This is a genomic window from Streptomyces sp. NPDC017940 (assembly GCF_044328435.1).
Classification (GTDB): domain Bacteria; phylum Actinomycetota; class Actinomycetes; order Streptomycetales; family Streptomycetaceae; genus Streptomyces.
The window spans coordinates 265,028-276,822 of record NZ_JBIRHJ010000003.1; the positions used below are offsets into that span (position 1 = coordinate 265,028).

The window sequence follows — 11,795 nt, forward strand, 5'->3', positions numbered from 1 at the left end:
GCGCACCTCGAAGTTCGCTGTAGCTGTGGCTGGCTGAAACGGGCCCCGCGATCGTAGAGCCCACTCATGCAACTTACCGATGCTTTACTCAGTTCCCGTTCCCGGGTCCGAACGAGGCAGGATATTGGGCATGCCCAACGTTTCCCCCTCCGGCCCACCGATGGCCGCGAGCCCCTTGACCGTTGCCGTGCTCGAGATCGACGACTATGTCGGCGGGCTCGGCTGGGATCAGCCCGCCCGTCTCTTCGCCCTCGTCGACACCGCCCGGCTGCGCACGCAGGAGCCGACCCTCGCCGACCGCCTGGGCCTGTCCGACGACACGTCCGCCGCGGCACTCACCCCGATCGAGCAGGACGAACTGCCCGCGGGCTCGCCCCTCGACGAGTTCCTCGGCACCATCGCCTGGCCCGACTCCGTCGTCGGCTGCGCCCTCAGCGTGGAGCGCCTCATGCTGCCGCCGTCCGCGGAGGCTTCCGTTCCGGAGGGCATGAGCGAGAAGCAGCTCGCCAAGTGGGTGGCCGAGCACCCGGAGCGGCAGGAGGTCCGCATGACCGTCGCGGTGCTGCGTGACGGCGCCCGCGAGTCGGCGCTGCGGCTGCGCGCGAAGGATTCGCCGACGGAGGTGCTCACGGGCTCCGACCTGGTGCCGGGCCTCGCGGAGGCCCTTGCGGCGACGTTCGCGGAGTAGCCGCCGGGCGTCTCCACGGCCGGGGCCGGTGCCGACCCCGGCCGTGGGGGACGTCAGCTCGTGGTGCACTTCGGCAGGTCGGCGGTGTCGCCCTTGCTGATGGCCTTGAGGGACTTCACCGCGTCGTCGATGGTGTCCACCTTGACGAGCGTGAGCCCGTCGGGGACGTCGCTCGCCGCTGAGGCGCAGTTGTCCTTCGGCGTCAGGAAGTACTCGGCGCCCTTGTCGCGCGCGCCGACGGTCTTCATCTCGATGCCGCCGATCGGGCCGACCTTGCCGTCCTCCTCGATGGTGCCGGTGCCCGCGACGAACTTGCCGCCGGTGAGGTCGCCGGGCGTGAGCTTGTCGACGATGCCGAGGGCGAACATCAGGCCCGCGCTCGGCCCGCCCACGTCGGCCAGCTTGATGTCGATGGTGAACGGGTACGTGTGGTCGGTCCCCGCCTTGATGCCGACGATCGCGCGCCCGTCGTCCTCGGCCTTGTCCGTGGTGATCCGCACGGTCTCGGTGGCCGTCGGCTTCTTGCCGGCCTTCTCGGCGGCGGCCGCCTCCTTGACGGGGACGACACCGAACACGACGGGCTCGCCCGCCTTGTGCTTCGTGACGAGCTCGGCGACGTCCGTGAACCGCTTGACGGGCTTCCCGTCGACGCTCCTGATGACGTCGCCCGCGTGCAGCTTGCCCTCGGCGGGGCTGTCCTTGTAGACGGTGGAGACGACCACCTGCGACTTCACCGGGAGCTTCAGTTCCTTCAGGGCGGCGACCTTCGCGCTCTCCTGGGACTGGCTGAACTCCTCGGCGTTCTCCTGGGTGGACTGCTGCTCCGTCTTGCCGTCCGGGTACAGGGTGTCGTGCGGCACCACGATGTTGTCGTGCGCCAGCCAGCCGTACACGGCCTCCGCGAGGTTCATCTTGTAGTCGGCGCTGGTCACCCGGACCGTCGTCATGTTCAGGTGGCCGCTCGTGGGGTACGTCTTGTGGCCCGAGATCTGCAACACCGGCTCGCCGCCGTGATCGCCCAGGGTGTTCACCGTGGGCCCCGGGGACATCTCCGAGTACGGCACCTTGATGAGCACTCCGGCGCAGAGCAGCGCGATCAGCATCAGGGTGGAGGCGAGCATCGTCGCAGTGCGGCGTGGCATGGAACGACAGTACGGGACGGTCCTGTGCGTGCCTCCCTGGGGCGTCCGTACGAGACCGCCGCGGGCCCGGAGCGGGGTCAGGCGGCGGTGTCGGTGCCCGAGCGGGACTTCTCCATGGCCTCGCGGAACGCCGCGTAGCCGTTCAGCTCGCTGTTGTCACCCGTCCGGCCGCTCTTGCGGGCCCGGTTGGCCCACGCGGCCCACAGACCGGCACCGACGGCCGCGAGAACAGGAATCAGCAGCCAGGCGAGCGATGCCATGTCGACCTCCCGACCCCTTGGGCGACCGCGACCGACCGCGACCGACTGATCAGCAGATTAACCATCAGCTCCGACAACGCTCACAGCAGGGGTCCGGTTACGCAACCGGAGCCCCACCCGGTGGGGGGCCGGGCCGGTCTAGGCCCCGACCCACTCCTCCTGGCCGTCGGAGAACCGCTGGTGCTTCCAGATGGGCACCTCGTGCTTGAGGTCGTCGATCAGCCTGCGGCAGGCCGCGAACGCCTCGGCGCGGTGCGGGCAGGACACGGCGACGACGACCGCGAGATCGCCCACGGCGAGGTCACCGACGCGGTGCACGGCGGCGAGGGCACGCACCGGGAAGTCGGCGACGACCTTCTCCGCGACGCGGCGCAGCTCCGCCTCGGCGCTCGGGTGGCTGGAGTACCCGAGCTCGTCGACGTCCGCGCCCCCGTCGTGGTTGCGCACCGTCCCGACGAACAGCGCCGTGCCCCCCGCTGCGTCGTCGCCGACGGCACGGAAGACCTCGTCGAGCGAGAGCGGGGTGTCCCGGATCGCCAGCAGCCGAATCGGCTCGGCACCGGGCTGCTCCCCGGGGTGGTCCATCGGATTACGTGCCATACGGTCATCGTGCCGCACCCCACCGACAACCCGAAATAGCGCGTTCCTACAGCACCGGCACCCTCTCCTGTGGGCGATCACCCCGCAGTCCCCGCCGGCCACCACACCCGCCTCTCCCCTGTGGGCAATCGTCCCGCAGGGCGGGACGGGTGGGCACAGCCCCCGCTGCCGGGCACCGCCCTGTGGGGGCCGAGCCGAGTACCCCGGCTAAAGGCCCCCGGCCAGCCCCCTCACAGCCGCCGCCGCGCCTTACGCGCCCGCCGCACGAGCGCCGCCGTACCCAACAGAGCCACCGTCGCCCCCGCGGCCCCCGCGGCCGTCGCGTCCTTGCGCCCGAGCCGCCGCCCGGCGACAGTGCGCCGCCCGGCCACCTCGTCGAGCAGCTCCGCGAGCACCTCCTCGTTGGTCCACTGCGGCCGCCACCCCGCGTCGTGCAGCCTGCTGACGCTGACGACCCAGGGGTACATCGTGTACGCGAGGTCACCCGCCGGGGACGGCGTGAGCCCGATGCGGTGGAGCCGGGCCGCCGCGCCGAGAGCGACCGTGGAGGGCAGCTCCATGCGCCGGATGCCGCTCAGCTCCTCGACCTCCTCCTGCTCCAGCCAGCCGTCGCACCCGACGGCGAGGTCCCCCTCGACCTTCTCCACGACGGCGTACTCCAGCGCGCTGCACAGGTCGTCGACGTGACAGAACTGCCACGCGGGCCGCGAACCGGCCACCACGAGAAGCCGCGGCGACTCGAAGTACCTGGTCAGCGCGGTGTCGGTGCCGCCGACGAGGATGGCGGGCCGCACCACGGTGACGTTCAGGCCGGGGTGGGCGCGCGGGGCCCGCCGGGCGAGCCGTTCGATCTCCAGGAGGTCACCGACACCGGTGGCCTCGGCCGTCGCCCGCAATTCGGCGTCTTCGGAGAGGGGCAGTTCGTTGTCGGACAGCGCTCCGTAGACCATCGCCGACGTGCACAGCACGACACGGTGCACACCGGCGGCGGCCGCAGCCGTCAGAACGGTCTGGGTGCCGCGCACGTTGTACGCGGTGCGGGCGGCGGCGTCGGTCTCCAGGTCGAGGTCGAGCGCCAGGTGCACGACGACGTCGACACCGCGCAGCTTCTCCGCGATGGCCGGGTCGCGGACGTCCAGGATGTGCCACTGGGCCCGCGCGCACTCGCCGCGCCGCTCGTCGATGGCCACGACCTGCTTGATCTGCTCGGACGCGGCGAGGCGCTCGGTGAGCTGCGCGCCCACGCCCGCTGCCGCGCCGGTGACGGCGACGACGGGCCCGCGCGGGGTCCTGGGCGGAGCGCCGTCGCGCGAGGGCGCCACGGCGGCGGACGGCGTCTCCTTGGCCGGTGCGGACTCCTGCTCCCGCACGGAGTCCTGCTCCTGCGCGGAATCCTGCGCCCGCGCGGAATCCTGCGCTCCGCCGGGGCCGGGCGGGGTCGGGTCGTCGGAAGGGTTTCGCGCTGCGCGAACCTGTGGATCTGGGGAACTCACCGGGCGTCTCCAGCGGTTGTCTTCAGTATGTGCGCGAACTGACGCGTACGTACCAGGTGGCATCCATCCTGCCGCAGCCCCCGAGACGGCGAAGCACCGAGGCCCGATCCGGCCGGGGTGTCTACGCTGGGTGGTGTTGTCGGGCAATCGCCGCCGGATCCAGGATCCGGCGGCCCAACGAGCCGAGGAATCCCGTGAGTGACACCCCATTCGGATTCGGCCTTCCGCCGGAGGAGCCGGAGAACGGCGACGAGGGCAAGAAGAAGGACACCCCCGGAGGGGGACAGGGTTCCGGTGGCCCTGCCAACCCGTTCGGTTTCGGGGCGATGGGCGCCCCGGGCGCCGGTGACAATCCCTTCGCCGCCATGTTCGGGTCGATGAACCCGGGCGACCTGGGCGCCGCCTTCCAGCAGCTCGGCCAGATGCTGTCGTACGAGGGCGGCCCGGTGAACTGGGACATGGCCAAGGACATCGCCCGCCAGACCGTCTCCCAGGGCACCGCGGACGGCACCAAGGACGCGAGCGTCGGCCCCGCCGAGCGCTCCGCAGTCCAGGAGGCCGTGCGCCTCGCGGACCTGTGGCTGGACGACGCGACGTCCCTGCCGTCCGGCGCGGGCAGCGCCGTGGCCTGGAGCCGCGCCGAGTGGGTCGAGGCGACCCTGCCGGCGTGGAAGGAGCTCGTCGACCCGGTCGCCGAGCGGGTCGGCCTGGCCATGGGTGACGTCCTGCCCGAGGAGATGCAGGCCATGGCGGGCCCGCTGATCGGCATGATGCGCTCCATGGGCGGCGCGATGTTCGGCCAGCAGATCGGCCAGGCCGTCGGCGTCCTCGCGGGCGAGGTCGTCGGCTCCACGGACATCGGCCTGCCCCTGGGCCCCGCGGGGAAGGCCGCGCTGCTTCCGGCGAACGTGACGGCCTTCGGCAAGGACCTCGGCGTCCCCATGGAGGAGGTGCGCCTGTATCTGGCGCTGCGCGAGGCCGCCCACCAGCGGCTCTTCGCCCACGTGCCGTGGCTGCGCTCGCATCTGTTCGGCGCCGTCGAGGGGTACGCCCGCGGGATCAAGGTCGACACCTCCAAGCTGGAGGACGTCGTCGGCCAGTTCGACCCGCAGAACCCGGAGCAGTTGCAGGAGGCGCTCCAGCAGGGCATGTTCCAGCCGGAGGACACGGCCGAGCAGAAGGCCGCCCTCGCCCGTCTGGAGACCGCTCTGGCGCTCGTGGAGGGCTGGGTGGACGCGGTCGTGCACGCGGCGGCCAAGCCCCGTCTCTCGTCCGCCGACGCGCTGCGCGAGACGCTGCGCAGGCGCCGTGCCACCGGCGGCCCCGCCGAGCAGACCTTCGCCACGCTCATCGGCCTGGAGCTGCGTCCGCGCCGGCTGCGGGACGCCTCGCGCCTGTGGGCCTCGCTCACGGACGCGCGCGGGGTGGACGGCAGGGACGGCCTGTGGGCCCACCCGGACATGCTGCCGACGGCGTCGGACCTGGACGACCCGGACGGCTTCGTGCACCGCGAGCACCTGGACTTCTCCGAGCTGGACAAGATGCTCGGCGAGGCGGCGGGCTCCGGCGCCGCGAAGCCCGACCTGTCCAAGGGCGACGACGAGCGTACGGACGGCGACGGCAAGGGCGACGACGGCAAGTGAGCCTGCACGACGACGCGGTCCTCGTACTGAAGGGCTACGAGGACCAGCCCGAGCTCCGCCAGTACTACCTGGACCACCTGTCGGCCCACCCCGACGACGGCCTCTGGAAGGCGTGCACGGCGGGCCATGTGACCGCGAGCGCCCTGGTCGTCGACCCCGCGCGCGGACGCGTCCTGCTCACGCTGCACCGGAAGCTGCGGATGTGGCTCCAGATGGGCGGCCACTGCGAGCCGGGCGACACGACGCTGGCCGCGGCGGCGCTGCGCGAGGCCACGGAGGAGTCGGGGGTGCCCGGCCTGACGCTCCTTACGGGCGGTCCCGTCCGGCTGGACCGGCACCCGATCCCGGGTCCGTGCACCCAGCACCTCGACGTGCAGTACGCGGCGCTCGCCCCGGCCGACGCGGTGGAGGCGATCAGCGACGAGTCACTGGACCTGCGCTGGTTCGCGTACGACGACGTGGCGGACGTGGCCGACGAGTCGGTCGTCCGCCTGGTGGAGGCGACGAGGGCACGCCTGTAACCGGCGTGCCCCGGCGTCCCCTGACCGGGGCCGCTGCCTCAGTTCCAGACGTTGCCCTGGTTCTGCCCCCGGGCACCCTGCTGGCCCATGCCGAACTGGGCGCGGGCTCCCTGGCCGATGGTGGCGTGCTGCGGCGGCAGCATCTCGCTGGGCTGGACGAGGGCGTAGCCCTGCCCCATGAAGCTCAGCTCCCAGCCCTCGCCGGTGTTGCCGCGGCGGCGCCACACGCCGGACGAGTGCGTCTGGGCCTGCATCTGCACCCGCAGCCCGCTGGACCAGGCGACGATCGCGTCGGCGTCCGCGTTGACGTACCGGTCCGGGGTGACCGGAAGCATCAGCGGCTGCCCGGAGGTCATCAGGGCGACCTTGCCGCGGCCGGTGATGTTGAGCTGGTACTTGCCGGAGCCGGAGATGCCGTACTGGCTGTCCACGGCGATGACCTGGTGGGTCAGCGAGGAGTCCAGGGCGAGGACGTAGGAGCTGTCCACCGTCAGGCCGTCCTGGTCCACGTCCACCAGGTGGATGTACTGCGCGAGGTTCGCGAAGTAGACGGTGCCCTGGCCGTGGCAGCGCATCAGGTCCAGGCCCTCGCCGGTGTGCGCGCGGGCGCGCTGGTGGCCCCCGCTCTGGAACTCGGCGTCGAACTCGATGAGCCCCTGGTAGGCGACCATGGCGCCCTTGCGGGCAAGCACGTCGTCGTGGCCTTCGAGGGCGACCCGCAGGAGCTGCGGGTTCTGGACGGTGTAGCGCTCCCGGGTCTGCTGCTCGGTGTGCGCGAAAAGCGAGCTCTGCATGGTGTCCTGCTCCTCCTCAGCTCCGGATCCGGAGGCGGTCGGTGCTGTCCTCACTGGGCTGTACGACGACGATGCCCTCTCCGGAGAAGCCCATCTGGTAGGCCTCGCCGCTGCCGCGCCCGATCAGGGAGCCCGCCCTGAAGCTGCGCTTGCCCTTCACCTTCAGGTTCGGCGACCAGGCGATCAGCGCGTCCGGGTCCACGTACGTCTCGTCCTCGCCGCGGCCGCAGTCGACGACGATGGGCGTTCCGCGCGAGGTGAGCGCCACCCAGCCCTGGCCTGAGACCTTGATGTTCCACAGGCCCTGTCCCGCGAACTTGGCCAGGCCCTTGACCCGCTCGACGCCCCACTGGAGGCTCGCGTCGAAAGCGAGCAGGTTGGTGCCGTTCACCGACAGCGAGTCGCCCGCCAGGTTGATGACGACGACGTCGGCTCCGTAGTCGGCGAGGTAGAGCAGGCCGTCTCCGGAGCACTTCATCAGCGGGGCGCCCTCACCGGTGATCCAGTCACGGGCGATCTGGCGGACGGCGGGCGGGTTCGGCTCGTACTGCACGAAGCCTTCGTAGGCGACCATCGATCCCACGCGCGCGAGGAGGTCGTTCCCCGTCTGCATGGCGACCTTGACCATGTGGTGGCCGTGGTTCTCCATACGGGCGGCGACGGGCGCCGGGGCAAAGCCCGCGAGCTGCTGGTTCATGACGGGCTCCCTCAGACCTCGAACGGCTGGACGACGATGAAATTGCCGGGCGCGCCACGGAACTGGAGGTTCACGCTCTCCCCCGTGGAGCCCGCGGAGGCATTGCCGCGCAGCCTGACCTGGCTGGACACGATCGCCTGTGCGGCCGCCGACCAGGCGACCACGGCGTGGCAGTCCGCGAAGGTCGTCGGCGTGACCGGCAGCACGACGGGCATGCCGTGGGTCTTGACCACGACCGTGCCGGTTCCCTGGAACTGCATGACGAACAGCGCGCCCCCGGGGATCCCGTGGCCCTCGATGCGGCGCACCTCGTGCTGGAGCGTCTCGTCGAAGGCGAGGACGTTCTCCGCGGAGACACAGATCGCGTCCCCCTGGAGCTCGATGGGGTGCAGGTGCGTGCCCTCTTCCGCGAGGAAGACCTGGCCGCGGCCCGAGCAGCGCATGAGCTGCATCTCCTGGCCGGTCGCGTTGCCGACGACGCGGCCCTGGAAGCCCGCGCCCTTGTAGCCGAACTCGACCTTGCCCTGGTACAGGACCATGCTGCCCTGGCGGGCGAGGACCGGGTGGCCGCCGACGCCGAGGTCGACGCGGACCAGCTTCTCGTTCTGCTGCGTCCAGCGCTGCCCGGTCGCCGCCTCGCGGTACTTCTGGAGCGCGGAGGCCACGCCCGCCCCTTGCGGGGAACCCTGCGGAACCCCACCGGCGGCGCCCGCAGCGAACGGGGCCTGGCCGGGGATCTGTGCCTGGGGCTGCTGACCGTAGCCGGGCGGGGCCGGAGCGGCGGGCTGCTGGCCGTAGGGCTGCGCCGGGGCTCCTGGCGGCTGGCCGTAGCCGGGGGGCAGGGGGGCGGACGGCTGCTGGCCGTAGCCGGGGGGCGGCGGGGCCTGGCCGAACTGCTGCGGCGGCTGCTGTCCGGACTGGCCCTGGGGCTGCGCGCCCGGCTGGCCGTATGGCGGGGCCTGCGGGGGCACCGCGGCTCCGCCCGGCTGGTTCAGCGGCGCGACGATGGTCTGCGCGGCGTGCACCGACGGGTTGGGGGCCGGGGCGGGCGGCGGAGTGGCGCCCGCGGGGGGCGCGAAGTTCTGGGCGGGCGCGGGGGCGGGGGCCTGCGCGGGGGCCGGGCTCGGTGTCGCGGGGGTCGCGGGCGCGGCGAACGCGGGCGGGGCCGCGGCAGCGGCGGGCGGGGCGAAGCCGGGGGCGGCCTGCGGCGGCGCGGCGGCGGGCTCCTCCTCGGCGACCTCGCCGCCGAAGTTCTTGATCAGCGCGTCGAGACCGCCGTCGAAGCCCTGTCCGACGGCGGCGAAGCGCCACACGTCCTTCAGATAGAAGTCGCCTAGCATCAGGGCGCGCTCGGTGGAGAACTCCGAGCCCGTGAACGAGTACCGCGCGACTTCCTCGCCACCGGCCACGAGCCGGATGTAGCCGGAGCTGATCTGCGACATCTGCCCGGCGCCGTCGATCGCCGCGGAGAACGACAGCTTCTGGATCCGGGGCGGTACGCGGTCGAGGGTGACGCGGAAGGACTCGGTGTCACCGGCCTGGGCGCCCAGGAGCTGGAGCGACTCCTCCGGGGACTTCGGCTGGTTGAAGAAGATGAAGTAACGGTCGTCCGAGAGCCGCTCGTCCGCGTCGAGACCGAAGCAGCTGATGTCGAAGGTCACCCCGGGGGCAGCGATGTGCACGCCCACGTACAGATCGGTCCCCGCGGTGAGGTCACTGATCTTGGCCTTGTGGCCGCGTTGGAATTCCCTGGCCATACGTAACGACCGTCCCCCATCCCGAAGGTGAATGCGTCGCGCCAGGCTAACCGCTCCGTCCGACGCCGGACGAAGTCGGTACAGAGCCGGTACACAACCCCTTCGCCGGGCGGGCCCTACTCCTCCCGGGCGGCCGGCAGGTGCGGCAGCCGGTCCGCGGCGGCCACCCCTTCGAGGTAGCCGCGGGCCCGCTCGGTACGCGGATACGCGTCGAGGAGGCGCCAGAATCGCGGCCCGTGCCCGGGGACCAGGAGGTGTGCCAGCTCGTGGAGCAGGACGTAGTCCACGACGTACTCGGGCATGCCCTGCAACCGGTGCGAGAGCCGGATGCTGCCTCCCGCCGGTGTGCACGAGCCCCATCTGGTGTTCTGGTTCGTGACCCAGCGAACGGACGTCGGCCGCGCCCGGGCGTCGAAGAACTGCTCGGAGAGCCGCTTGGCCCGCTCGGCGAGTTCGCTGTCGCCGAGGACGCGTTTGCTTTCCTGTGCCGCGAGCTTGTCCAGCATGACGGACACCCAGCGCTGCTCCTCCGCCTCGGACATGCGTGCGGGGATGAGGACCACGGTCCGGTTGCCCTCCCGGTAGGCCGAGACCGTTCTGCGGCGGCGGGCGCTCCTTCGCACCTCGACCGCGCTTGCCGCCGCGCGTGCTGGGGGCGGACTGGTCGCGCTGCGCTGCGGGCTTCCGGCACGGTGCAGTGGGTCGGCGGGCACGCCTCGACGTTACCCGCTGGGCGTAGGGGAAGTCCCGCCTCCGGGACGGTTCGGTCGCGATCCACTCCCCGTGCGCTTGATTAGTACGACAAGTACTCATCGCCTGTGGACAACCGGACGCACGTCCTGGCGCGGCCGGGCATTCTGGCATTCGAGCGGGGCCGAGTGGCACCGAGCGGACCGAGTGACCCGAGCAGTGCCCGGAGGGGCATCGGACGACGCCGAGTAGCTCTGAGCAGTACCGACAAATAGACCTGAGCGGTCCTGAGAAGCACTGCTCAGAACCAAGCAGCACGGAACGGGACGAAGACGGGGGACCCACCATGCATCCGATCCTCAAGCCTGCCCTGCGTCGCGGCTGGCGCGACCTGAACACCGTTCAGCTCGGCGTGACCCGGACGCACGCCCGGGTCCTCGGTCCGGTCGACACGGCCACGGGCAGTTTCCTCACGCTCCTCGACGGCACCCGCGGGCTGCCCCTCCTGCGCGAGGAGGGACGGCGGATGGGTCTGCCCGACGGCCATGTGGACCGGCTCCTGCACCGCCTCGCCCGGGCCGGCCTCCTGGACGACGCGACGGGGGGCGGCCCGGCGGCCGACGCCCTGCGCTCGCGCGCCGACGTGATGGACCGGCTGCGCCCCGACCTCGCGGCGCTGTCGGCCGTCACCCCCGCTCCGAACCAGGGCATCCGCAAGCTGGCCGCGCGCCGGGTCACCCGGGTGCGGGTGCAGGGAGCGGGCCGGGTCGGAGCGGTCGTCGCCTCGGTCCTGTCGGGCGCGGGCATCGGCCAGGTCGATGTGATGGACGGCGGCCGCGTGGAGCCGTGGGACATCGCGCCGGGCGGACTGCCGCCCGAGTCCGTCGGCCGGCGCAGGGACGCCGCGGCCGGAGCAGTGGTGCGGCAGGCGGCTCCGGGCCGCCCACCGCGTCGCCCCGAGGACCGGGGTGGCGGTGAGCGCCCGCTGTCGTTGGTCGTCATCGCCCCGCGCGACGGTCTGGACGCCTTCGCCCCCGTCCCCGGCGTCGCCGAGCCCCTGATCGCCGCGGGCACGCCCCATCTGTACGCGGGTGTGATCGAGGGCACAGGCGTGGTCGGGCCCCTGGTCCTGCCAGGTGTCTCGGCCTGCGCCGGTTGCCTGGCCCTTGCCCGCGCCGACGAGGACCCGGCCTGGCCTCGGATGCTGGCCCAGTGGCGTTCGGGTCATCGCCGCCAGGTGCCCGCCTGTGACCTGGCGCTCGCGACGGCGGTCGCCGGACTCGCCGCCGCCCATGCCCTCGCCTTTCTGGACGGGGCTGATCCCGCGCCGGCGGGTGTGCGCTGGGAAGCCTCGACGCCCGGTTTCGACTGGCGCAGGCAGCGCACACGGGCCCACCGGTCCTGCCCGTGTGCGGCACGCGAGCAAGATAAGGGGGAGCAGACCTCCGTGGATCGAGAACCGCACGAGACAATGGTCCGGTAACCGCCTGAACGGGCGCGGCTGTCTGGG

At 72.3% G+C, this 11,795-nt stretch carries 12 protein-coding genes; 4 read left to right on the forward strand and 8 right to left on the reverse strand.

Annotated elements, in window-relative coordinates:
- The first annotated feature begins 130 nt into the window (after positions 1-130).
- Positions 131-688 (forward strand): PPA1309 family protein, encoded by a 558-nt coding sequence (locus tag ACH4DX_RS11325; protein ID WP_398120403.1) that lies wholly within the window; start codon positions 131-133, stop codon positions 686-688.
- Between the two features lie 53 nt (positions 689-741).
- Here the strand turns inward: ACH4DX_RS11325 and ACH4DX_RS11330 are convergent, their stop codons facing one another.
- The 4 genes from ACH4DX_RS11330 to ACH4DX_RS11345 all read right to left on the reverse strand — a co-directional run bounded on the left by ACH4DX_RS11330 (position 742) and on the right by ACH4DX_RS11345 (position 4,012).
- Positions 742-1,830: a PDZ domain-containing protein gene (locus tag ACH4DX_RS11330; RefSeq protein WP_398154909.1), complete on the reverse strand. Its 1,089-nt coding sequence runs from the start codon at positions 1,828-1,830 to the stop codon at positions 742-744.
- A 77-nt stretch (positions 1,831-1,907) separates the two neighbouring features.
- Positions 1,908-2,090, reverse strand: a complete 183-nt coding sequence (locus tag ACH4DX_RS11335) for a hypothetical protein (RefSeq protein ID WP_030560632.1) — start codon at positions 2,088-2,090, stop codon at positions 1,908-1,910.
- 138 nt (positions 2,091-2,228) lie between these two features.
- Entirely contained in the window at positions 2,229-2,690 is a 462-nt protein-coding gene (locus tag ACH4DX_RS11340; protein WP_398120400.1) for a molybdenum cofactor biosynthesis protein MoaE, read from the reverse strand.
- Positions 2,691-2,920: 230 nt separating this feature from the next.
- The gene (locus ACH4DX_RS11345; protein WP_398155251.1) at positions 2,921-4,012 is read right to left on the reverse strand and encodes an SDR family oxidoreductase; all 1,092 of its coding nucleotides are present in this window, start codon (positions 4,010-4,012) and stop codon (positions 2,921-2,923) included.
- 365 nt (positions 4,013-4,377) lie between these two features.
- Between ACH4DX_RS11345 and ACH4DX_RS11350 the strand changes: the two genes are divergently transcribed.
- A complete protein-coding gene (locus ACH4DX_RS11350) occupies positions 4,378-5,826 on the forward strand; it encodes a zinc-dependent metalloprotease (RefSeq protein ID WP_398120396.1) in 1,449 nt (482 codons plus the stop codon).
- Positions 5,823-6,347 (forward strand): NUDIX hydrolase, encoded by a 525-nt coding sequence (locus ACH4DX_RS11355; protein WP_398120394.1) that lies wholly within the window; start codon positions 5,823-5,825, stop codon positions 6,345-6,347. Before ACH4DX_RS11350 ends, ACH4DX_RS11355 begins: the two co-directional genes overlap by 4 nt.
- 38 nt (positions 6,348-6,385) lie before the next feature.
- Here the strand turns inward: ACH4DX_RS11355 and ACH4DX_RS11360 are convergent, their stop codons facing one another.
- The 4 genes from ACH4DX_RS11360 to ACH4DX_RS11375 all read right to left on the reverse strand — a co-directional run bounded on the left by ACH4DX_RS11360 (position 6,386) and on the right by ACH4DX_RS11375 (position 10,308).
- Positions 6,386-7,141: an AIM24 family protein gene (locus tag ACH4DX_RS11360; RefSeq protein ID WP_398120392.1), complete on the reverse strand. Its 756-nt coding sequence runs from the start codon at positions 7,139-7,141 to the stop codon at positions 6,386-6,388.
- Positions 7,142-7,157: 16 nt separating this feature from the next.
- A complete protein-coding gene (locus ACH4DX_RS11365; protein ID WP_058849678.1) occupies positions 7,158-7,838 on the reverse strand; it encodes an AIM24 family protein in 681 nt (226 codons plus the stop codon).
- 11 nt (positions 7,839-7,849) lie between these two features.
- Positions 7,850-9,595 carry a TerD family protein gene (locus tag ACH4DX_RS11370; RefSeq protein ID WP_398154910.1) on the reverse strand — a complete coding sequence of 582 codons (1,746 nt, stop codon included), beginning with the start codon at positions 9,593-9,595 and terminating at the stop codon, positions 7,850-7,852.
- A 116-nt stretch (positions 9,596-9,711) separates the two neighbouring features.
- Positions 9,712-10,308, reverse strand: coding sequence for a M48 family metallopeptidase (locus ACH4DX_RS11375; RefSeq protein WP_398154911.1), 597 nt, complete (start codon positions 10,306-10,308; stop codon positions 9,712-9,714).
- A 323-nt stretch (positions 10,309-10,631) separates the two neighbouring features.
- Here ACH4DX_RS11375 and ACH4DX_RS11380 point away from each other — a divergent pair, with 323 nt between their 5' ends.
- Positions 10,632-11,768 (forward strand): ThiF family adenylyltransferase, encoded by a 1,137-nt coding sequence (locus tag ACH4DX_RS11380; protein WP_398154912.1) that lies wholly within the window; start codon positions 10,632-10,634, stop codon positions 11,766-11,768.
- Positions 11,769-11,795: the final 27 nt, after the last annotated feature.

Coding starts and splice junctions, on each gene's coding strand:
- ACH4DX_RS11325 (WP_398120403.1), top strand. CDS start 131: ATGCCCAACGTTTCCCCCTCCGGCCCACCGATGGCCGCGAGCCCCTTG.
- ACH4DX_RS11330 (WP_398154909.1), bottom strand. CDS start 1,830: ATGCCACGCCGCACTGCGACGATGCTCGCCTCCACCCTGATGCTGATC.
- ACH4DX_RS11335 (WP_030560632.1), bottom strand. CDS start 2,090: ATGGCATCGCTCGCCTGGCTGCTGATTCCTGTTCTCGCGGCCGTCGGT.
- ACH4DX_RS11340 (WP_398120400.1), bottom strand. CDS start 2,690: ATGGCACGTAATCCGATGGACCACCCCGGGGAGCAGCCCGGTGCCGAG.
- ACH4DX_RS11360 (WP_398120392.1), bottom strand. CDS start 7,141: ATGCAGAGCTCGCTTTTCGCGCACACCGAGCAGCAGACCCGGGAGCGC.
- ACH4DX_RS11365 (WP_058849678.1), bottom strand. CDS start 7,838: ATGAACCAGCAGCTCGCGGGCTTTGCCCCGGCGCCCGTCGCCGCCCGT.
- ACH4DX_RS11370 (WP_398154910.1), bottom strand. CDS start 9,595: ATGGCCAGGGAATTCCAACGCGGCCACAAGGCCAAGATCAGTGACCTC.
- ACH4DX_RS11380 (WP_398154912.1), top strand. CDS start 10,632: ATGCATCCGATCCTCAAGCCTGCCCTGCGTCGCGGCTGGCGCGACCTG.